The sequence below is a fragment of the Arthrobacter sp. alpha11c genome, from assembly GCF_054149985.1.
Map to the genome: position 1 here is coordinate 580,698 of NZ_CP196747.1, position 21,064 is coordinate 601,761.

Genomic DNA, 21,064 nt, shown 5'->3' on the forward strand with positions numbered 1-21,064 from the left:
GGAGACGAGCGAATGACTGAAGTCACTTCAGCGCAGGTTCCGTCGCGGGTTGTTCTCAACCAAGCGGACATCGATCGCGCGCTGACTCGTATCGCCCATGAGATCCTCGAAGCCAACAAAGGTTCCCAGGATCTGGTTCTTTTGGGCATTCCCAGCCGCGGCTATCCGTTGGCCGTGCGGCTCGCCAACAAGATCGCTGCGGCTGACCCCAGCGTCAACGCGGAAACGATCGTCGGGCAACTCGACGTCACCATGTTCCGTGACGATCTTTCACACCAGCCCACCAGGCCGCCCCACCACACGCGCCTGCCACTGTCCGGCATAGACAACAAGGTTGTTGTCCTCATTGACGACGTCCTGTATTCCGGCCGCACCATCAGGGCAGCGCTTGATGCCTTGGTGGATCTTGGCCGTCCCAGGATTGTCCGTCTGGCCGTCCTGGTGGACAGGGGGCACCGTGAGCTTCCCATCCGTGCGGACCATGTAGGCAAGAACCTACCAACTTCCTCCGCGGAAAAAGTCCGCGTCCACCTCGAGGAAATCGACTCCGTGGACGGCGTTCCGGTCAACGAAGTAGTAATCGAGGCCGGAAAGTGAAGCACCTCCTCTCCACTCAGAACCTCAGCGCTTTCGACGCCATCCGCGTCCTGGACACGGCCGAAGAAATGTCGGCCGTGGGCGACCGCGAGGTCAAGAAGCTCCCCGCCCTCCGTGGCCGCACGGTAGTGAACCTCTTCTTCGAGGACTCCACCCGTACCCGGATCTCCTTCGAAGCTGCAGCAAAGCGGCTTTCAGCCGATGTCATCAACTTCGCCGCCAAAGGCTCCTCGGTTTCCAAGGGCGAGTCCCTCAAAGACACTGCGCAGACGCTGGCCGCCATGGGCGCGGATGCGGTGGTCATCCGCCATTGGGCTTCCGGCGCTCCGCACCGGCTTGCTGCCACGGACTGGATCGACGCCGCGGTGATCAACGCAGGCGATGGCACCCACGAACACCCCACGCAGGCGCTGTTGGATGCATTCACGATGCGCCGCCACTGGTCCCAGCTCAACGGGACGAAGTCCACTGGGGCGGACCTTCGAGGCATGCGTGTGGCGATCGTCGGAGATGTCCTGCATTCCCGCGTGGCCCGGTCCAACGTCTGGTTGTTGCGCACGCTGGGTGCAGAGGTCACGTTGGTTGCGCCACCCACGCTGCTGCCGATCGGCGTCGAGCATTGGCCTTGCAAGGTCAGCTACAACTTGGACGAAACGCTGGAAGCGGGCGTCGACGCGATGATGATGCTGCGAGTCCAGGGTGAGCGCATGCATGCCTCGTTCTTCCCGTCTACCCGTGAGTACTCACGGCGCTGGGGCTTCGATGACGCCCGGCTTCGGGCCTTGGATGACCTTGGCATGAAAGACACCATCATCATGCACCCCGGCCCCATGAACCGTGGCCTGGAAATTTCCTCGGCCGCCGCCGATTCGCCCCGCTCAACAGTGCTTGCACAGGTGCGGAACGGTGTTTCAGTGCGCATGGCCGCCCTTTACCTGCTGCTCTCCGGGGATTCCCGCGAAGCAACTGCCGCAACGGCAGCAACCCCCCACGCTGTAAGCCAGCCCACCAAGGAGAGCAACTGATGGCCGAGAACACGTACCTGATCCGCGGGGCCGCCATTCTCGGCGGCGAAGCTGAAGACCTGCTGATCCGCGATGGCATCATCGCCGCCCGGGGCAAGGATCTGCACGACGACGACGCCACAGTGATCGACGGGACGGGCCTGGTTGCCCTCCCCGGCATGGTTGACGTCCACACGCACCTGCGCGAACCCGGCCGCGAAGATGCTGAAACGGTCGAGACCGGCACTCGTGCCGCAGCCCTGGGTGGCTTCACGGCCGTCCACGCCATGGCCAACAGCAACCCCGTTGCTGACACGGCAGGCGTCGTCGAACAGGTCCACAGCCTCGGCCGCGCGTCCGGCTGGGTGGACGTGCGTCCTGTTGGCGCTGTCACGGTTGGCCTGGCCGGTGAACAACTTGCGGAATTGGGTGCGATGGCGGATTCCCGCGCCCAGGTGCGGATGTTCTCCGATGATGGCATCTGCGTGCACGATCCCGTGCTGATGCGCCGCGCGCTGGAGTACGTCAAAGCGTTCGACGGCGTGGTTGCCCAGCACGCGCAGGAACCCCGCCTTACCGCCGGGGCACAGATGAACGAAGGCGCCGTCTCGGCGGTGCTGGGTCTCGCCGGTTGGCCGGCCGTGGCAGAGGAAAGCATCATCGCCCGCGACGTCCTGCTCACGCAGCATGTGGGTTCCCGCCTCCACGTTTGCCACGTCTCCACCGCTGGATCTGTTGAAATCGTCCGCTGGGCCAAAGCCCGGGGGATCAACGTCACGGCCGAGGTCACGCCCCACCACCTGCTCCTCACTGACGAACTGGTCCGCAGCTACGATCCCGTGTACAAGGTCAACCCGCCGCTGCGTACGGATGCCGACGTCCAGGCGCTCCGCGAAGGCCTCGCCGACGGCACCATCGATGTTGTCGGCACGGACCACGCCCCGCACCCCAGCGAGCACAAGGAATGCGAGTGGGCGCAGGCGGCCATGGGCATGACCGGCCTGGAAACGGCATTGTCCGTGGTTCAGGAAACCATGATCGAAACCGGACTCATGACATGGGCAGACTTCGCCCGGGTCACGTCCTTCACTCCGGCAGTTATTGGCCGCGTAGCGGACCAAGGCCGGCCGTTGGAGGAAGGCGAGCCCGCCAACGTCATCCTGGTGGACCCTGCTGCGCGCTGGACGGTTGACCCACATAAGATGGCCACCATGGGCCGCAATTCACCGTTCAAGGGCAAAGAGCTGCCCGGATCCGTGGTCGCGACCTTCTTCAAGGGCCACCCCACCGTTCTCAACGGCAAGCTCAACACGCCATACAGGTACGCCGGAAATTACCCAACCCCGGATGCCGCCGGGGCAGTCAGCGGTAGCTGATGAACAACCAGACACTCACCGTGCTCATCACGGTGCCGTTGATCATCATCGTCCTGATGATGATCTGGCTGGGGTGGCGGAACCGGCTCAGGCGACAAGCCGACGTCGAACGCCTCCCGGAGGTGCCGCAGCAACTGACGCCAGCCACGGTCGTAGCTGAGGGCCAGTACGTTGCCACCACCACGGCAGGTGACTGGCTGGACCGGATCGCAGTGCAGGGCCTTGGAATCCGCACCAACGCGGAACTGAGCATCCATGCCGAAGGCATCTTGTTCGACCGCTCAGGCGCCGCCCCGGTGTTCATCCCACGCTCCGCAGTGGCTGACAGCCGCCAAGCAGCCGGCATGGCCGGGAAGTTCGTGGAAAAAGACGGACTCCTGGTCATCAGCTGGAAGCTGGGCGGCAAGGAACTGGATACAGGATTCCGGACCAGGCACGCAGCCGACAAAGAGCTTCTCCTCGAAGCCATTCAAGAATTGATCTCCGCAGCCCCTCAGGCAGATGCCGATAGTGGAAAGTAATAAAGTGACGGACAGTAAAGCAGCCACCACACCCACCCCCTCAGCAGCAGTACTGGTGCTTGAAGACGGCCGCATGTTCCGCGGCCGTAGCTACGGCGCCCAGGGAACGGCCCTCGGTGAGGCCGTCTTCGCCACCGGAATGACCGGCTACCAGGAGACCATCACCGATCCTTCTTACGCCCGCCAGCTCGTGGTGCAGACTGCACCCCACATCGGCAACACGGGCGTCAACAGCGAAGACGCTGAGTCCCGCCGCATCTGGGTCGCCGGCTACATTGTGCGCGACGCCGCCCGCCGCCCCTCCAACTGGCGCTCGGAACGCAGCCTCGATGATGAACTCGTCGAGCAAGGCATCGTGGGCATCCAGGGTGTCGATACCCGTGCCATCACGCGCCACCTCCGCGAGCACAAGACCATGCGCGCAGGCATTTTCTCGGGTGAGGCCGCACAGGCATCGGACAAGGAGCTCTTGGACGCCGTGCTGGCAAGCGCCCCGATGGAAGGCGCAGCGCTGGCCGAAGAGGTCTCCATTGACGAGGCTTACGTCGTGGAACCCAAGGACCACGGCTGGGAAGGCGAGCCCAGGTTCTCCATTGCCGCCGTGGACCTCGGCATCAAGGCCATGACCCCGGTTCGCTTCGCCGAACGCGGCGTTCGCGTGCACGTCCTGCCGGCCACTTCCACCCTGGAGGATGTCAACGCGGTCAACCCGGACGGCTTCTTCATGTCCAACGGGCCCGGTGACCCCGCTACCGCAGACCACCAGGTCTCACTCCTGCGTTCGGTGCTGGACGAGAAACTGCCCTACTTCGGCATCTGCTTCGGCAACCAGATCCTGGGCCGGGCCCTCGGCTTTGGAACCTATAAGCTCCGCTACGGCCACCGCGGCATCAACCAGCCGGTGATGGACCGCCGCACGGGCAAGGTTGAAATCACCTCGCAGAACCACGGCTTCGCCGTCGACGCACCGCTGAACGGTGCCACGATCGCCCCCGAGGAGCGTTACGGCCGCGTCGAAGTCAGCCACGTCTCCTTGAATGACGACGTCGTTGAAGGCCTTGCGTGCCTGGACATCCCGGCGTTCTCGGTCCAGTACCACCCTGAAGCTGCGGCTGGCCCGCACGATGCTGCGTACCTCTTCGACCGCTTTATCGACCTCATGGCCGAAACCAAATCGGCCACCGCCGGCGCCGCCAACTCCACCGAATCCAAGACTGAGGACAAGAAGTAATGCCCAAGCGTACAGATCTCAAGAGCGTCCTTGTCATCGGTTCCGGCCCCATCGTCATCGGCCAGGCAGCCGAGTTCGACTACTCCGGTACCCAGGCTCTCCGCGTCCTCAAGGAGGAAGGCCTCCGGGTCATCCTCGTGAACTCCAACCCCGCCACCATCATGACGGACCCCGAGTTCGCCGACGCCACCTACGTCGAGCCCATCACGCCCGAGGTTGTTGAGAAGATCATCGCCAAGGAGCGTCCGGACGCCATCCTGCCCACCCTGGGTGGCCAGACGGCCCTGAACACTGCCATCGCGTTGGACAAGAACGGTGTGCTGGAGAAGTACAACGTGGAACTCATTGGCGCAAACATTGCTGCCATTGAGCTCGGAGAAGACCGCGAGAAGTTCAAGGGCGTCGTCGAGCGCTGTGGCGCCGAGTCGGCCCGCAGCCACATCATCCACACCATGGACGAAGCCTTCGCTGCGGCCGAAGACCTCGGCTATCCGATGGTTGTTCGCCCGTCCTTCACCATGGGTGGCCTTGGCTCAGGCCTGGCGTACAACGAGGACGATCTCCGCCGCATCGTGGGCCAGGGCCTCCAGTACAGCCCCACCACCGAGGTCCTGCTCGAAGAGAGCATTCTCGGTTGGAAGGAATACGAGCTTGAGATGATGCGCGACAAGAACGACAACGTCGTTGTTGTTTGCTCCATCGAAAACTTCGATCCCGTAGGCGTCCACACCGGTGACTCCATCACGGTTGCTCCGGCACTGACCCTCACGGACCGCGAGTACCAAAAGCTTCGTGACGTCTCCATCGCCGTTATCCGCGAAGTCGGCGTGGACACCGGTGGCTGCAACATCCAGTTCGCCATCGACCCCGCCACGGGCCGCGTAGTGGTTATCGAGATGAACCCGCGCGTATCCCGGTCCTCCGCGCTGGCTTCGAAGGCAACCGGCTTCGCCATCGCCAAGATCGCCACCAAGCTCTCCCTTGGTTACACCCTGGACGAGATCCCGAACGACATCACCCAGAAGACGCCGGCGTCGTTCGAGCCTACGTTGGACTACGTTGTGGTCAAGGTTCCGCGCTTTGCCTTCGAGAAGTTCCCGGCAGCCGACAACACTCTGACCACCACCATGAAGTCTGTTGGCGAAGCCATGGCCATGGGCCGCAACTTCACCGAAGCCCTGCAGAAGGCCCTCCGCTCATTGGAGCAGAAGGGCTCGCAGCTGGACTTCAGCTCCGTGCCGGAGTACGAGGTTGCCGAGCTCATCGAGAAGGCCAAGCGTCCCACGACGGACCGCCTGCACCAGGTGCAGCGCGCGCTCCTGGGTGGCGCCACGGTGGAAGACCTCTTCGAGGCCACCAAGATCGATCCTTGGTTCCTGGACCAACTGCAGCTCCTTAACGAGACCGCGCAGGAGATCCGCAAGGCCGGCGTCCTCACCGAGGAAATGCTCCGCAACGCCAAGCGCCACGGCTTCTCCGACGAGCAGATCGGTGCCTTGACGCACAACAATGAGGCAGTGGTCCGCGGCGTCCGCCAGGCCTTGGGTATCCGTCCGGTCTACAAGACGGTGGACACCTGTGCCGCTGAGTTTGCCGCTTACACCCCGTACCACTACTCGTCCTACGACGAGGAAGATGAGGTAGGCCTGCACGCCAAGCCCTCCGTCATCATCCTTGGTTCAGGGCCCAACCGCATTGGCCAGGGCATCGAGTTCGACTACTCCTGCGTCCACGCCTCCATGGCGCTGCGCAAGGCCGGCTACGAGACTGTCATGGTCAACTGCAACCCCGAGACCGTCTCCACCGACTACGACGTTTCCACGCGACTTTACTTCGAGCCGCTGACCCTTGAGGACGTCCTTGAGGTCATCGCCGCTGAAGAGCGCACCGGCGGCGTCATGGGCGTTTTCGTCCAGCTCGGCGGCCAGACACCCCTGAAGCTCGCACAGCAGCTTGCCGACGCCGGCGTGCCGATCCTGGGCACCTCGCCTGAGGCAATTGACCTCGCAGAGCACCGTGGCGCCTTCGCCCGCGTCCTGGACGAGGCAGGCCTGACCTCCCCGAAGAACGGCACTGCCGTTTCCTTTGAGGATGCCAAGAAGATCGCTGACGAGATCGGTTATCCCGTGCTTGTCCGTCCGTCCTATGTCCTGGGCGGTCGCGGCATGGAAATCGTCTACGATGAAGCCAACCTTTCCCGCTACATTGCCAATGCCACGGAAATCACGCCGGATCACCCCGTGCTGATCGACCGCTTCCTGGAAGACGCAGTCGAAATCGATGTCGACGCCCTCTTCGACGGCACGGACATGTACCTGGGCGGCATCATGGAGCACATCGAGGAAGCCGGTATCCACTCCGGAGACTCCGCCTGTGTCCTTCCTCCGATCACACTGGGCAACAACGTGATCGAGCGCGTTCGCACTGCAACGCGGGCCATCGCTGAGGGCGTGGGTGTCCGTGGCCTCATCAACATCCAGTTCGCGCTGGCCTCCGATGTCCTGTACGTCCTTGAAGCGAACCCGCGTGCTTCGCGTACGGTGCCCTTCGTTTCCAAGGCAACTGGCGTTCAGATGGCCAAGGCTGCCGCACTGATCGGCACCGGTGTCACCATCAACCAACTGCGCAGTGCCTACAAGATGCTGCCGGAAACCGGTGACGGTTCCACGTTGCCCCTGGACGCTCCGGTCGCTGTCAAGGAAGCTGTCCTGCCGTTCAGCCGCTTCCGTACGCCGGAGGGCAAGGTTGTCGACTCCTTGCTCGGCCCGGAAATGCGGTCCACAGGTGAAGTGATGGGCATCGACAAGCACTTCGATACCGCATTCGCCAAGAGCCAGGCGGCCGCAAACAACGCGCTGCCCACCGAAGGCAAGATCTTCGTTTCCGTGGCCAACCGCGATAAGCGCTCGGTGATCATGGGCGTCAAGCGCCTCTCGGACCTCGGCTTCGAGATCGTCTCCACGGGAGGCACGGCTGACGTTCTGCGCCGCAACGGCATCCAGGCGACTCCGGTCCGTAAGGTGGCCGAGGGCAGCAGCGCCGAAGGTGAAGGCACCATCGCCGACCTCGTCATTGCCGGCGAGATCGATATGGTCTTCAACACCCCGTCCGGCGGGGAAGCCCGCAGCGACGGCTACGAACTTCGTGCCGCGGCAACATCAATCGGCATTCCCTGCATCACCACCGTGGCTGAATTCAACGCAGCCGTGCAGGCAATTGAGGCACTGCGCACCTACGAATGGTCTGTCACCAGCCTGCAGGAGCACGCTGCAAACCTGGCCGCGGCCCAGGAAGCTGCCAATGCCTGAGTCTGTTGACGCAACGGTTGCACAGCAGCCGGCCCGGGAGTCCTTTGGCTCCCGGCTGGCTGCCGCCATGGCCGCCCGTGGCCCGCTTTGCGTTGGAATCGATCCCCACCCCCAGCTGCTGGCTGACTGGGGATTGAACGACGACGTCGCCGGGCTGGAGCGCTTCTCGCTCAGCGTTGTGGAGGCCGTGGCTTCCCTCGCTGCCGCGGTGAAGCCGCAAGTGGCCTTGTACGAGCGTCACGGCTCTGCGGGCATGGCTGTCCTGGAGCGGACGTTGGCCGCAGCTGCTGATGCGGATGTGTTGAGCATCGCCGATGCCAAGCGCGGTGATATCGGGTCCACCATGGCCGCCTACGCAGATGCGTGGCTGCGGGACGGTTCGGCCCTGGCTGCGGACTCAGTGACCCTGAGTCCCTACCTGGGTTTCGAATCCTTGCGTCCGGCCCTGGACCTTGCTGCGCAAAATGGCAGGGGAGTGTTTGTGCTCGCATTGACATCCAATCCGGAGGGAAAGTCTGTCCAGCACGTCGGCGGAAGCCATTCCGTGGCCCGGGGGATCGTCAATGCGGCCGCAGCCGAGAACCAGCGGTACGCGGGCGTCCTGGGTTCAGTGGGACTTGTTGTGGGCGCCACCATCGGTTCTGCACTTGAGGATCTGGACATCGACCTCGGCCCGGTCCGTGGCGCGATCCTGGCGCCCGGCTTGGGGGCGCAGGGTGCTACGCCCGCGGATCTCCGCTCGACCTTCGGGGCCGCCTATCCCACAGTGCTGGCTACGTCGAGCCGGGGCATCCTTGCCGCCGGTCCAACGAGGGCTGCATTGCGGGCGGCTACCCAGGAAACGCTCGACGGCCTGCGGGCGGAATGATTCGCTGGCGCCTCATTGCGCAACCCGCCGCCTGCCGGTAGGTTCAGGATCAGTTTCGCGTGACGTGAATCACAAATCCGATCTGACAGGGGTTTGGCCGTGGGTCTGAAAGAGCTGACACCGCAGGAGCGTTCCGATGCTTTGGATAAGGCTGCAAAGGCGCGCGCTGTGCGGGCCGCAGCCAAAGAACGGCTCAAACGCGGTGAAGTGAGCATTGCTGAGCTGATCTCTTCAGGCACCACGGATGAAGCCATTGCGCGGATGCGGGTGGTGGAGCTGTTGGAGGCCCTCCCAGGCATAGGACCTGTACGTGCGGCCGGGATCATGGCGGAGATAGGCATCGCCGGATCCCGGCGCATCAGGGGGTTGGGAATTCACCAGGCCCGGGCGCTGGTAGATTTTATGGATACCCAGCAAAGCGTTTGACGCATCTCCCCGAAGGAATCCGTGAGCAAGAAACCTGGACTGACTGTCCTCGCAGGCCCAACTGCTGTTGGCAAGGGAACCGTATCCACCTACATCAGGGACAACTATCCAGAGGTTTGGCTTTCCGTCTCCGCCACTACCCGCGCCGCGCGTCCAGGGGAGAAGGACGGGGTTCACTACTTCTTCAAGTCTGCCGAAGAGTTTGACTCGCTGGTAGCCGATGGCGAACTCCTGGAGTGGGCCGTGGTCCACGGCCAGAACCGGTACGGCACGCTCCGGAGCACCGTGAATGCCGCCATTGCGGAGGGGAAATCGGTGCTGCTCGAGATTGACCTCCAAGGTGCACGGCAGGTAAAGGCTGCTGTGCCGGATGCCAAGTTCGTCTTCCTGGCACCGCCCAGTTGGGAAGAAATGGTGCGTCGGCTTGTGGGCCGCGGCACTGAATCTGCCGAGGAACAGCAGCGCAGGCTGGAAACCGCTAAACTGGAACTTGCTGCTGAACCGGAGTTTGACCACACCGTCATTAATGACGACGTTCGCCGGGCAGCGGACGAGCTTGTTTCACTCATGGGGCTAACCCCGCACGAGCGCTAAGCGCTTGCACTTGTCGGCCCGCTAGAATTTGGAGATTTCGTGTCCACGAACCTTGAAGGCATCATCAACCCGCCGATCGATTCGCTGCTTGAGGCTGCCGATTCCAAGTACGGCCTGGTGATCTTCGGCGCCAAGCGTGCCCGCCAGATCAACGCCTACTACGCCCAGCTGCACGAGGGCCTCTTCGAGTACGTCGGTCCCTTGGTAGACACCAAGCTGAACGAGAAGTCATTGTCGATCGCCCTCCGCGAGATCAACGAAGGCCTCCTGGTTTCCACGCCGATCGAGCCCGCAGAATAAAACAGACTGCCTGTTGACGGAGGTCACGTGCGCATAGTCCTCGGAGTCGGGGGAGGGATCGCAGCCTACAAGGTTGCATCGCTCCTCCGGCTTTTTACTGAAGCCGGTCACCACGTGACGGTAATCCCCACCGAAGCAGCCACCCGTTTCGTCGGTGTTGCCACGTGGGAGGCGCTCTCCGGTAACCCGGTCAGCAACAGCGTTTTTGACGACGTCGAGAAGGTCAACCATGTCCGTCTGGGCCACGAGGCTGACTTGATCGTCGTCGCGCCGGCCACTGCGGACCTCCTGGCAAAGGCAGCCACAGGCCAGGCCGGTGACCTCCTGACCAACACGCTCCTCATGGCTCACGGTCCGGTGCTGTTCGCTCCTGCGATGCACACGGAAATGTGGCAGCATGCTGCAACCCAGGCCAACGTGGAAACCTTGCGGAGCCGTGGCGTCACAGTCCTGGAGCCTGCCAGCGGCCGCCTGACCGGTGCCGATTCGGGTCCGGGCCGCTTGCCCGAACCTGAGGCAATTTTCACGGCTGCCATGGCGTTGGCCGAGGCCGCGACCGAGGCGGATTCGCCCAAGGCTGTACCGGCAACACATGCTTCCCTCGCCGGCCGAACGGTGACGATTTCCGCCGGTGGTACCAGGGAAGCGTTGGACCCGGTGCGTTTCCTGGGTAACCGTTCGTCAGGGAAGCAGGGTGCGGCCCTGGCGGCGGCTGCTTTGGCCGCCGGTGCCACCGTTCGTTTCCTTGCCGCCCATATGGACGTCGAGCCGCCCGCCGGCGTCGAGCTCGTCCGCGTTGAGTCCGCCTTGGAACTGCGTGAGGCAGCGCTGAAAGCGGCAGTGGATTCCGACGTCGTCATCATGGCTGCCGCTGTGGCGGATTTCCGTCCCGCAGAGGTTTCGGACACCAAGATCAAGAAGGTCGACGGCGAGGACGCACCGTTGGTGCGCCTGGTTCGGAACCCGGACATCCTGCATGAGCTCGTCGAACGGCGTAACGCCGAGGGTGGCCAGCAGCTGATCGTGGGCTTTGCTGCCGAGACCGGCGATGCCCAAGGTGACGTTCTGGAGCATGCCGCGGCGAAGCTCAAGCGCAAGGGCTGTGACCTTCTGGTGGTCAACCACGTCGGGGTTGGTCGCGTCTTCGGGCAGGACGACAACTCCGTAGTAATCCTTTCCGGGCATGGGGCCGAACCGCAGTCGGCGTCCGGATCCAAGGCTGACGTCGCCGCGGCAGTTGTGGATCGGGTGGGCTCCGAACTGGCAAGGGTTTTTCCTGCCCGGTAACATCCACCGGCGGTAGCCTCCGCCCGCAATTCTTAGCATAGGGACACACGGCAGATGCCGCCGCCCCGCAACACAGTAAGGTGGTCGAGTGACTTTACCGCTGCACCATGAACATCATGGCACCCCGTCCAAGCTCCGGCTCTTCACGTCCGAGTCGGTCACTGAAGGGCACCCGGACAAGATCTGCGACCAAATCAGTGACGCCATCCTGGATGGGCTGCTGGCTGCTGATCCTGAATCCCGGGTGGCTGTCGAGACCATGGCCACCACCGGCCTGGTCCATGTGGCCGGTGAAGTAACCACTGACGCTTATGTGGAGATACCGCAGATTGTCCGCGAGACCATTCTCGGCATCGGCTACGACTCTTCGGCCAACGGTTTCGATGGTGCCCGCTGTGGCGTCTCGGTGTCGATCGGGCAGCAGTCCAACGACATCGCCGGTGGCGTCTTCAACTCGCTTGAGGCGCGTGAAGGCCGCCAGGAGGACGACTACGATCTCCAAGGTGCGGGCGATCAGGGCATCATGTTCGGTTATGCCAGCGATGAGACTGCGTCCTACATGCCGACGCCCATCTGGCTTGCCCACCGTTTGTCGGAGCGCCTCACCGAAGTCCGCAAGAGCGGCGAACTTGCGTACCTCCGTCCGGATGGCAAAACGCAGGTCACGGTAGGGTACGACGGCGATCGCCCGGTTTCCGTTGAAACGGTAGTGATTTCCAGCCAGCACGCGGAAGACGCGAGCCTGGAGCAGCTGCGCGCCGACCTCGCGAGCCACGTCATCGATCCCGTTCTGGCGGCATCGAACCTTGACATCTCCCATGTAGCCAACATCCTGAACCCTGCGGGTGCATTCGTGATCGGCGGCCCGGTTGGCGACGCCGGTCTCACTGGTCGCAAGATTATTGTCGATACCTATGGCGGGTTCTCCCGGCACGGTGGAGGCGCCTTCTCCGGCAAGGACCCGTCCAAGGTAGATCGTTCGGCTGCCTACGCCATGCGCTGGGTTGCCAAGAACGTGGTAGCTGCAGGTCTGGCCAAGCGCGCGGAGATCCAGATTGCCTATGCCATTGGCCAGGCACGTCCGGTCGGAACGTATGTAGAGACCTTCGGCACGGAAACTGTTGACCCGGCCCGCATCAGCGAGGCCATCAACGAGCTCTTCGATCTCCGTCCCCGGGCCATCATCGACGCCTTGGACCTCAAGCGTCCCATTTACACCAAGACGGCGGCTCATGGCCACTTCGGCCGCGACGAGCCCGACTTCACGTGGGAGCGCCTGGACCGCGTGGCGGACCTGAAGGAATTCTTCAACGCCTGATCTCCCGCTCATCCGCGTGTGCCAGCCGGTGTTTGTAACTTTGTCGGTGGCCCATGGTTGGCTGGAGCCAGAGAGATGCCCGCAGTGGGTCGATCCCGCTGCGGGCATCCTTCGTTCCTGCGTGGAAAGTCCGCGCAATTGAGTTGGAGGTGACGAGCATGGCCGGACACGAAGCCCAGCCGTCGCTGCTTCAACCTTCTTTGCTTCAAGGTTTCCCTGACAAGTCTCCCGTGAGTGGACCCCCGCTGGCAGCAGTAAATCCCGTGGCCCGCGTGGTGCTGGAATCCTCCCTGCCACACCTGGACAGGCCCTTCGATTACAGCGTGCCCGCTGAACTCGCTGATTCTGCTGTTCCCGGAGTCCGAGTGAAAGTGAAGTTCAACGGCCAGGAAGCTTAACGGCTTCGTGCTGGAACGCGTCGATACTTCGGATGCCGGTCACCCGCTGACCCCACTTCACAAAGTAGTGTCACCGCTGTCGGTCCTGACGCCCCACATCGCGGAGTTGGCTGGAACGGTAGCTGCGCGCTACGCCGGAACCTTGAGCGATGTCCTGCGTACTGCTGTTCCCCCCCGCGTTGCCAAAGTGGAGAAGGAGCTGCTCTCCGGGGACGCAGCACAGGAATCGGAGCCACCGTCACATGCGCCGGACGCCCATGCCTGGGGTTCCTACTCCAACGGAGCCTCGTACCTCCATCACCTGGCCGGCGGGGGATCACCCAAGGCTGTCCTCACCGCGCTTCAGGGATTCGGCCCCGGGGGTTGGCCTTCGTTGGTTGCCTCGGCGGTTGCCGCAGTTCGTGCATCCGGCCGTGGTGCAGTGGTGGTTGTTCCCGATTACAGGGATCTCGAACAGCTGGAGGCGGCTCTCGCCAAAGTCCTGCCAGCGGGCGATGTCGCACGGCTAACGGCCGATGACGGTCAAACTCCCCGTTACAGAAGTTTCCTCCGAATCCTCAGTGGGGAAGCGCGCGTCGCCATCGGCACCAGATCCGCCGCCTATGCGCCGGTCCGGGAGTTGGGACTCGTGGTCTGTTGGGACGACGGCGACGACCTCCACATCGATCAGCGGGCTCCCTATGCGCACACGCGCGAAGTTCTGCTCTTGCGGGCCGAGCAGGAGAACGCAGCGTGCCTGATGGCATCCCACAGCCGCAGCACTGAACTCCAGCGCCTGGTTGAAATGCAATGGGCCGTGCCGATCGAGGCGCCGCGAACGGTCATTCGCTCCACTGTTCCGCGTGTCCTGAACACAGCTGACAGCTTTGAACAGGAACGTGATCCCCTGGCCCGGATTGCACGTTTGCCCGGAGCAGCATGGCGTGCGGCCAAGGAAGGCCTAGAACATGGCCCTGTGCTGGTGCAGGTTGCACGTGCTGGCTACGCGCCCTCTTTGGCTTGCGAGACGTGCCGGGAGCTGGCGCGCTGCAACAACTGCCAAGGACCGCTGGCTATCTCCAGCAGTTCCGCCATGCCGCTTTGCCGCTGGTGTTCCACGCCGGCACCGCAGTGGCGCTGCAACCATTGCAACGGCACACACCTGCGCCGGGTTGCGGCAGGAGCTGTGAGAACCGCGGAGGAACTAGGGCGGGCTTTTCCTGGAAAGACGGTTATCACCTCGTCGGGGGAGAACATCAAGGCAACGGTGCCTGATGCTCCGGCATTGGTCGTTGCTACAGTTGGCGCCGAACCCGTGGCTCCCCAGGGGTACGCGGCCGCGCTGCTTCTGGACGGCAATTCATTGCTCCGCCGGGAAAACCTGAGGGCGGGTGAGGACACTGTTCGGCGGTGGTTCAACGCTGCGTCCCTGGTGAGACCCTCCAACCAGGGTGGGCTGGTCATCATCACGGCAGACGACACAACCGCTACCGGAGCCCTGCTGCGCTGGGACGCATCGGGCTACGCGTCGCGTGAACTGGCACTCCGGAAGGAACTCCAGCTTCCCCCGGCAGTGCGGGTAGCTTCAGTGACCGGGCAAAGGGCCGACGTCGCGCATTTTTCCGATACCTTCGAGGCGAGCGTCAAGCTAAAGTCCGGTACGAAGCTCCTCAGCGCCGGTCCGGCGCCACTTCAGCTGTTCTCCAGTGGTGCCCAAGGCGCCGGAAGTGAGGCCGAGGCAGACGTCCGCACTCTGTACTTCATTCCCTACGCAGACGCCGCAGACGCTACCCGTGCCATGCGTGCTGTCAAGGCAGCGAACGCGGCGAAACGCACAGCCGGACCAGTTCAACTGCGGCTCGACGGCGTGGACGTCTTGTAGCGTTTTCGAAGTTCTACGACCTCCTCTGCCGCGGCCAGCAACTGCCGGGCGGATTCGTCCCAGTTGAAGTCTCCAGCACGTTCCACGGACCTGCGGGAACGTTGTTGCCACAATCTGCCATCGCCCAACGCCGTGACAGCCGCAGCGAACTCCGAGGGCGACTCGGGGTCAACATAGCTGACCGCATCGGCGCCCACTTCCCGGAAAATCGGAATGTCGCTGGCGATAACAGGAGTTCCCAGTGACATCGCCTCCACCAGGGGCAAGCCATATCCCTCGGCCCGGGACAAGCTGATGAGTGCAGTCGCCCTGGTCAAAAGCTCTTCATACTCGGCATCTGTTACACCGTTGTGGAACTGGACCTTAGCCCCGTGAGGGATCATGGCCTCGAGTTCCGCCCGACGCTGGGGAGTAATCCGGCTGAGCAAGTGCAGTGTGTATTCCGGCAGGCCTGCCATTCCCCGAATCATGGTTTCCACGTTCTTGTAAGGCATGAACGAACCCATGTACAGCAGGGTCTTATCCGCCCCTGCCGAAGGATCGCGGGGGGTCTGGCCGGGCTGCGGGGCATTGCCAACGATCCGCACGGGGCGGCGGGTCAAGGTGTACTTGGCCATCAAAGCCTCTGTGGTCCTGCTGATGGTAGCCACCACGTCAGCCCGGTTCAGCAGCAGGCGTTGCGGCCAGAACGCCTTGTGGTACAGCCTCCAGAGCAGGCGCACCGGAGCCGGAAGGAAACCCGGGGGAGCGGGGTGTTCGTAGTAGATGAGGTCGTGCAGCGTAAGGATCAGGCCATACTTCCGCCCCAGGGTTCCCATGGTCTGCATCGGGCACACCACGACGTCCGCACCCAAGGAGTTGACCTTGGCGGCAACGAACAGCTCACGTGGGGACAGCGGGCTGTTGACCATCACATAGGGCACGTCGGGAAGCAACGCGAGTTGGCGTTTGTCGTTGATGAGCATAGTGACATCGGCAATTTTGGATGTCGCTGCAATGAGGCTTGAACCGTACCGGCTGATGCCATCGTGGTGGTCCGTCCTGGTGAAGCGGGCGTCGATGACAATTTTCACGCGGGGTGTTCCTCCAGGAAGGTGCGGATAGCTGCGGCCGCCGGGGCCGGCGTCTCGTAATGGATCAAATGCCCGACGTCGGGAATCACTTCCAGGGTGCCCTCGGGAAGGCGCTCCATCAGTTTGTGCTGGTTGGGCAAAGTGGCGATCTCGTCTTTTTCGCCGGCTATCAGCAGTACGGGGAGGCGCAACTCCCCGGCGACGTCTGCCACAGTGCCCGACACGGATGCCTTGAAGGATTCGAGCAGGCTCCTTCGGTCCGCGAACGCGCTGAAGTAGGCATCATGCTGGCCATGGATGAAGCGGCGCAGGTCTTTGTCTTTAGTCTTGGCCATGGTGACGCTCATGATCCGCACAATGGCCCGATTGCGCAGGAGGGCAAGTCCAAGGCGCTTTGGAAGCTTGGCGGACACTTGGTAGTAAAACACCGCGAGCTTGGTCATGATCCCCTTGGGTCCCTCCAAAGCGGGTGCAGCGATGGGGTTGATCAGGATCAGTGGATAAATGGCGCCCGGATTCCGGGCTGCAAAATGGCTCGCGACGATGGAGCCAAAGGAGTGGCCCAACAGCACGGTCTTGGGGCCCAGGCCCAGTGCGGCCATGAAGCCGGAGATGAAATGGCCGTAACGCTCAACCGTGTGTTCGTCCTCACGGAAAGGATCTGAACTGCCAAAGGCCGGGAGGTCCGGCATGATGATCCGCATGTCCGGAAGCAGGTCCGCTACACGGAGCAGTCCATGGTGGTCGCCCCGAAAACCGTGAATGACCAAAATCGTGCGGGTATCCTGTGTGGCTTTGACGGGTTCGTACGTCCAATACGCTACGTTGCTGCCATCGACGTCCACATCAGAGGCGATAGTGCGTCCCTGCAGGGACTTGCTGATGAATTCAATCGGGGCATCTGCGCCTTCCGGAGTATGCGCGGTGTCCACTTTTTCCATTCGGCCGTTCCTAATTCACGTTGTCCGGGTGCGAGCCCGTGCGGTGGTGGCGTTCAAGCGCCCCCATGCCGTCCATGTCTTCTGCCTCGAGTTCGAAGTCGAAAACGGCAAAGTTCTCCTTGATCCGCCCCGCGGAACTGGCTTTGGGAATGACGAGGTTCCCAAGCTGGAGATGCCACCGGAGGATTATTTGGGCCGGTGTCCTGCCGTACTTGTGAGCCAAATCCACGATCGCGGGGTCGGCAAGGACTTGCCCACGGCCAAGGGGGCTCCATGCTTCGGTTCGGATCCCGAGTTGTTCATGCAGTGTCCGCAGCCTGCCCTGCTGAAGCCAGGGGTGCAGCTCTATCTGATTAACGGCCGGGACCACTTCGGCTTTCTGCATGAGTTCTTCCAAATGCCCGGGCTGGAAATTCGAAACCCCGATGGCCCGGACTTTGCCTTCCCTGTACAGGGTTTCCATGGCTTTATAGGTCTCCACGAACAGGCCTCGTCCGGCACACGGCCAGTGGATGAGGTAAAGGTCCACGTAGTCCAGTCCGAGGTTGGCCATGGACGAATCGAAAGCGCGGAGCGTGGAGTCGTAACCGTGGTCGTCATTCCAGACCTTGGTGGTGACAAAGACGTCTTCCCGGGTCAGGGCATGCACGGATTCGCCGGAACCACCCGTGCCGAGGTTTGCCTCGTTGGCGTCGCCGATTGCACCCCCGATCGCGCGGCCTACGCCCACCTCGTTGTGATACATGGCGGCGGTATCGAACCGCCGATAGCCTTCGCCGAGGGCAGTGCTCACCAAAGCTTCAGCTTCTTTTGGCGGCACCTTATAGAGTCCGAATCCCAAGCGGTCCATCATCACGCCGTTGTTCAAGGTCAGCCGGGCCGGGAATCTCATATCAACGACTCTACCCATTCCGCGGCGGAATGCCTCAGGACTGGCCACTGAAACTCACCAAACGGCGCGCCGAGGCTTCATCCAGGATGAGGTCAGTGGCAAGTCCGGCTGCCAAGGCGCCCTGCAGGCCGTTGATTTTGGAGGCGCCGGACACGACGCAAATCCGGCGTCGTACCTGCCGTAGCTGTTCATGGCTTGGGCCGGTTGACCGTTCGTTCAGGGTAATGCCGTCAGATGATCCATCACTGCGGAAGAAGACAGTGGCTACGTCGCCCACCACGTCGTCGGCAGCCAACATGCTGAGGTCTTGTTCGTCGAGGTAGCCGCCAGCGTACACATGGCTTGGATAGTCCGAATCAACGGATCCAACACCGAAAATGGCGATGCTCATGCGCGCCTGCAGATCCAGGATGCGTTGAACGCTGCGCTCATTCCACATGGCCGTCTTGGTGGCCGCGTGATCGAAAAACGCAGGCACGGGGAATTGTTCCACCCGCGCTCCGTAGGCGCTGCCAAAGCGCCGCATGATGTCGCTGGCGTAGGTGATGCCGGTTGTTTGCATGTTCCCGGCGCCGTTGAGTTGGACAACGATGGTGTCGTGCGTGAGCTTCCTGGTCAGGTGCCGGCTCACAGCGCTGAGCGTGGCACCCCAGGCAATGCCGATGATGGCATTGGAATCCACCAGGGGTCCTATGGTCCGCGCTGCCTGCATGGCCACGCGGTCCAGCGTCTCCGCCTCGTTCAAGGTGTCAAGCACCGGCACCACGTGGACGTCCACCTTGAATTTGTCGCGAATCTGGCTTTCGAGTTCGGGGGCGGTATCGAACGGGCTGCGGATCTGAACCTGGACCAGGCCTGTTTCCCGGGCGGAAGACAACAGCCTGGAGACGGTGGAGCGAGAGGTCCTGAGCTCCCGCGCGATCGCGTCCATGGTCAGGTCCTGCAAGTAGTACATTTGTGCGGCCCGGAGGGCATCCGAGTGACGTGAGCGTCCCATCTCATTTCCTTACTGCACGTTTGTGCAATTAGCTTGACTCCATTTTCCACCTTCGCCAGATTAGTGGTGAAAGGTGCAGCGAACGTAACGCCGCGCACAAACCAAGCCCAAGGGAGCAGTTTTGGGACACAACAGGATTTCCGGTACCTCCTCTGATGCGCACAGGCGTGAATCTGTAACCGCCTTGCGGGAGCGGCCTTCGGCGAAAGTACTCATCATCGGTGGCGGTATCAACGGCGTAGGAACCTTCCGGGACCTCGCCCTGCAGGGCATTGACGTCGCGCTCGTGGAGCGTGGGGACTACTGCCAAGGAGCCAGTGGTGCATCGTCGCACATGATCCATGGCGGCATTCGATACCTGGAGAACGGTGAGTTCCGCCTTGTCCAGGAATCGGTCGTGGAGCGCAACCGTCTCCTTCGGATCGCCCCGCACTACGTCAAGCCGCTCCAGACCACCATTCCCATCTTCAGCACCTTCTCGGGAATCCTGTCCGCGCCGATGCGCTTCCTCACCCACAAGCAGGGCAAACCGAACGAACGCGGAGCCTTCCTCATCAAGCTCGGCTTGAGCATGTACGACTTCTTCTCCCGTGACGGCGGCAGCGTCCCGCGGCACCAGTTCCGCGGCAAGGACAAGGCTTTGGCGGAGCTACCCAAGCTGCACCCGGGAATCAAGTACGCGGCAACCTACTTTGACGCGTCCGTCCACAACCCTGAGCGGCTCACCCTGGACGTGCTTCAGGATGGCGAGAAGGCCGGCCGCGGCGGTGGCCTGCCGGGCGGGACGGCCCGCGCCAGCAACTACGTCTCACTGGTTTCCATGGGTACTGACGGAGTCCGGCTACGCGACGAATTGAGCGGCAAGGAGTTCAACTTCCAGGCCGACGTCATCGTCAACACCACCGGTGCCTGGGTGGACCTCACCAACCAGGCCATGGGAGCCGCCAGCCAGTTCATGGGCGGCACGAAGGGTTCGCACATCGTGCTGGACCACCCTGAACTGCTGGCCGCCTGCAATGGCCGGGAGATCTTCTTCGAACACACAGACGGCCGCATCGTCCTTATTTACCCCATGGGGGACCGGGTGCTGGTCGGCACCACAGACGTTGACGCAGACATGACAGAAGACGCTGTCTGCACCGAATCCGAAATCGACTACTTCTTCGAGCTGATCGGCCATGTCTTCCCCACCATCAAGGTGCACCGAGGCCAGATCGTGTACAGCTTCGCCGGAGTCCGTCCCCTGCCGCGCCACGACGCCACCCAACCGGGATTTGTCTCAAGGGACTACAGGATCGAACGCAGTGTCCGGACCGGCGAAGGTGCCATGGCGACGCCAGGCGGTAAGGCCGCCGTCGTACTCAGTTTGATAGGTGGCAAATGGACCACCTTCCGGGCGCTAGCCGAACACATGACCAACGACGTCCTTCGCGAATTGGGTCTGGAACGGAAAGTTTCGACGGCGAAACTCGCCATCGGCGGCGGCGCTGGCTTCCCTGCTACGGAACAAGGCGAGCAGGAATGGATCAAGAAGCACATGGGCCCCGGACTGGACGCGGATCGCGTGTCTGGTCTCCTGACGCGGTATGGAACACGGGCAGAGGCCGTCATCGATTTCCTGAACGCCGGACACGACGCGCCGCTTCGTTCCACCCGGGAACTCAGTGTTCGTGAATTGGCATTCATGGCCGAACACGAGCAGGTCGGGCATCTGGTGGATGTCCTCATCCGACGGACGTCCCTCGCGTTCCGCGGCCTGGTGACCGGCGAGTTGCTGAACGAGATTGCTGCAGCATTGGCTGAACCGCTTGGCTGGGATGCCGCTGTCCGTGAGGCAGAAGTGCGCCACGCCCAGGAAGTGCTGCGTCGGTTCCACAAGGTTGACGTGCACAGTCTCGTAGCCTGAGGGCGACTGCACACAATGCTTGACCGTCCCACTGCGCGACAGGGACGGGAAACGGGGTAGGTGAGCCCCTTGGGGCTCACCACGCCGGGATGGTTGCGGAAAACGGAACTGTCCCAACGGCCTCTTCAACCCGCGAGGAGGCTGTCAACAGAAAAATGAGGAGTCA

17 protein-coding genes and 1 pseudogene are annotated in these 21,064 nt (G+C 62.6%); 14 read left to right on the forward strand and 4 right to left on the reverse strand.

The window, feature by feature from the left end:
- Positions 1 to 12: 12 nt before the first annotated feature.
- The 13 genes and pseudogenes from pyrR (at position 13) to ACTAQJ_RS02760 (ending at position 15,089) form a co-directional block, all read left to right on the forward strand.
- Entirely contained in the window at positions 13 to 597 is a 585-nt protein-coding gene (gene pyrR, locus ACTAQJ_RS02700) for a bifunctional pyr operon transcriptional regulator/uracil phosphoribosyltransferase PyrR (RefSeq protein WP_431115377.1), read from the forward strand.
- On the forward strand, positions 594 to 1,622 hold the full coding sequence (locus tag ACTAQJ_RS02705; RefSeq protein WP_498700512.1) for an aspartate carbamoyltransferase catalytic subunit: 1,029 nt from the start codon (positions 594 to 596) through the stop codon (positions 1,620 to 1,622). Before pyrR ends, ACTAQJ_RS02705 begins: the two co-directional genes overlap by 4 nt.
- Positions 1,622 to 2,977: a dihydroorotase gene (locus ACTAQJ_RS02710; protein WP_416416026.1), complete on the forward strand. Its 1,356-nt coding sequence runs from the start codon at positions 1,622 to 1,624 to the stop codon at positions 2,975 to 2,977. Before ACTAQJ_RS02705 ends, ACTAQJ_RS02710 begins: the two co-directional genes overlap by 1 nt.
- Positions 2,977 to 3,498: a PH-like domain-containing protein gene (locus ACTAQJ_RS02715; protein WP_477515734.1), complete on the forward strand. Its 522-nt coding sequence runs from the start codon at positions 2,977 to 2,979 to the stop codon at positions 3,496 to 3,498. The genes ACTAQJ_RS02710 and ACTAQJ_RS02715 overlap by 1 nt, the downstream gene beginning before the upstream one ends.
- Positions 3,479 to 4,729: a glutamine-hydrolyzing carbamoyl-phosphate synthase small subunit gene (carA, locus tag ACTAQJ_RS02720; protein WP_498700516.1), complete on the forward strand. Its 1,251-nt coding sequence runs from the start codon at positions 3,479 to 3,481 to the stop codon at positions 4,727 to 4,729. Before ACTAQJ_RS02715 ends, carA begins: the two co-directional genes overlap by 20 nt.
- Positions 4,729 to 8,037 carry a carbamoyl-phosphate synthase large subunit gene (carB, locus tag ACTAQJ_RS02725; protein ID WP_431115372.1) on the forward strand — a complete coding sequence of 1,103 codons (3,309 nt, stop codon included), beginning with the start codon at positions 4,729 to 4,731 and terminating at the stop codon, positions 8,035 to 8,037. Before carA ends, carB begins: the two co-directional genes overlap by 1 nt.
- Positions 8,030 to 8,905 carry an orotidine-5'-phosphate decarboxylase gene (gene pyrF / locus ACTAQJ_RS02730; RefSeq protein WP_498700520.1) on the forward strand — a complete coding sequence of 292 codons (876 nt, stop codon included), beginning with the start codon at positions 8,030 to 8,032 and terminating at the stop codon, positions 8,903 to 8,905. The genes carB and pyrF overlap by 8 nt, the downstream gene beginning before the upstream one ends.
- Positions 8,906 to 9,004: 99 nt before the next feature.
- Complete coding sequence (gene mihF / locus ACTAQJ_RS02735; RefSeq protein ID WP_216925571.1) at positions 9,005 to 9,331, forward strand: integration host factor, actinobacterial type; 327 nt, start codon at positions 9,005 to 9,007, stop codon at positions 9,329 to 9,331.
- Between the two features lie 21 nt (positions 9,332 to 9,352).
- Entirely contained in the window at positions 9,353 to 9,925 is a 573-nt protein-coding gene (gene gmk, locus ACTAQJ_RS02740) for a guanylate kinase (RefSeq protein WP_224090532.1), read from the forward strand.
- Positions 9,926 to 9,964: 39 nt separating this feature from the next.
- Positions 9,965 to 10,225: a DNA-directed RNA polymerase subunit omega gene (gene rpoZ / locus ACTAQJ_RS02745; RefSeq protein WP_017197559.1), complete on the forward strand. Its 261-nt coding sequence runs from the start codon at positions 9,965 to 9,967 to the stop codon at positions 10,223 to 10,225.
- Between the two features lie 27 nt (positions 10,226 to 10,252).
- Positions 10,253 to 11,512, forward strand: coding sequence for a bifunctional phosphopantothenoylcysteine decarboxylase/phosphopantothenate--cysteine ligase CoaBC (gene coaBC, locus ACTAQJ_RS02750; RefSeq protein WP_498700523.1), 1,260 nt, complete (start codon positions 10,253 to 10,255; stop codon positions 11,510 to 11,512).
- Positions 11,513 to 11,600: 88 nt separating this feature from the next.
- Positions 11,601 to 12,830 (forward strand): methionine adenosyltransferase, encoded by a 1,230-nt coding sequence (metK, locus tag ACTAQJ_RS02755; protein WP_224090531.1) that lies wholly within the window; start codon positions 11,601 to 11,603, stop codon positions 12,828 to 12,830.
- A 158-nt stretch (positions 12,831 to 12,988) separates the two neighbouring features.
- A pseudogene (locus tag ACTAQJ_RS02760) lies at positions 12,989 to 15,089 on the forward strand (primosomal protein N').
- Here the strand turns inward: ACTAQJ_RS02760 and ACTAQJ_RS02765 are convergent.
- Genes ACTAQJ_RS02765 through ACTAQJ_RS02780 form a run of 4 tightly spaced genes read right to left on the reverse strand, consistent with a single transcriptional unit; the run spans position 15,056 to position 18,992 of the window.
- Positions 15,056 to 16,162, reverse strand: coding sequence for a glycosyltransferase family 4 protein (locus ACTAQJ_RS02765; RefSeq protein ID WP_477515729.1), 1,107 nt, complete (start codon positions 16,160 to 16,162; stop codon positions 15,056 to 15,058). The pseudogene ACTAQJ_RS02760 and the gene ACTAQJ_RS02765 overlap by 34 nt on opposite strands.
- Positions 16,159 to 17,103 carry an alpha/beta fold hydrolase gene (locus ACTAQJ_RS02770; RefSeq protein ID WP_477515728.1) on the reverse strand — a complete coding sequence of 315 codons (945 nt, stop codon included), beginning with the start codon at positions 17,101 to 17,103 and terminating at the stop codon, positions 16,159 to 16,161. The genes ACTAQJ_RS02765 and ACTAQJ_RS02770 overlap by 4 nt, the downstream gene beginning before the upstream one ends.
- Positions 17,104 to 17,113: 10 nt before the next feature.
- A complete protein-coding gene (locus tag ACTAQJ_RS02775; RefSeq protein WP_498700527.1) occupies positions 17,114 to 17,995 on the reverse strand; it encodes an aldo/keto reductase in 882 nt (293 codons plus the stop codon).
- 34 nt (positions 17,996 to 18,029) lie between these two features.
- Positions 18,030 to 18,992, reverse strand: a complete 963-nt coding sequence (locus tag ACTAQJ_RS02780) for a sugar-binding transcriptional regulator (protein WP_498700529.1) — start codon at positions 18,990 to 18,992, stop codon at positions 18,030 to 18,032.
- A 121-nt stretch (positions 18,993 to 19,113) separates the two neighbouring features.
- On the opposite strand from ACTAQJ_RS02780, the gene ACTAQJ_RS02785 reads away from it, so the two are divergent.
- A complete protein-coding gene (locus tag ACTAQJ_RS02785; RefSeq protein ID WP_498700531.1) occupies positions 19,114 to 20,898 on the forward strand; it encodes a glycerol-3-phosphate dehydrogenase/oxidase in 1,785 nt (594 codons plus the stop codon).
- Positions 20,899 to 21,064 lie beyond the last annotated feature (166 nt).

Excerpts from the sequence above, each read along its gene's own strand:
- carA (WP_498700516.1), top strand. The coding sequence starts at position 3,479 with ATGCCGATAGTGGAAAGTAATAAAGTGACGGACAGTAAAGCAGCCACC.
- ACTAQJ_RS02780 (WP_498700529.1), bottom strand. The coding sequence starts at position 18,992 with ATGGGACGCTCACGTCACTCGGATGCCCTCCGGGCCGCACAAATGTAC.
- ACTAQJ_RS02715 (WP_477515734.1), top strand. The coding sequence starts at position 2,977 with ATGAACAACCAGACACTCACCGTGCTCATCACGGTGCCGTTGATCATC.
- ACTAQJ_RS02770 (WP_477515728.1), bottom strand. The coding sequence starts at position 17,103 with ATGGAAAAAGTGGACACCGCGCATACTCCGGAAGGCGCAGATGCCCCG.
- carB (WP_431115372.1), top strand. The coding sequence starts at position 4,729 with ATGCCCAAGCGTACAGATCTCAAGAGCGTCCTTGTCATCGGTTCCGGC.
- ACTAQJ_RS02775 (WP_498700527.1), bottom strand. The coding sequence starts at position 17,995 with ATGAGATTCCCGGCCCGGCTGACCTTGAACAACGGCGTGATGATGGAC.
- pyrF (WP_498700520.1), top strand. The coding sequence starts at position 8,030 with ATGCCTGAGTCTGTTGACGCAACGGTTGCACAGCAGCCGGCCCGGGAG.
- ACTAQJ_RS02710 (WP_416416026.1), top strand. The coding sequence starts at position 1,622 with ATGGCCGAGAACACGTACCTGATCCGCGGGGCCGCCATTCTCGGCGGC.
- pyrR (WP_431115377.1), top strand. The coding sequence starts at position 13 with ATGACTGAAGTCACTTCAGCGCAGGTTCCGTCGCGGGTTGTTCTCAAC.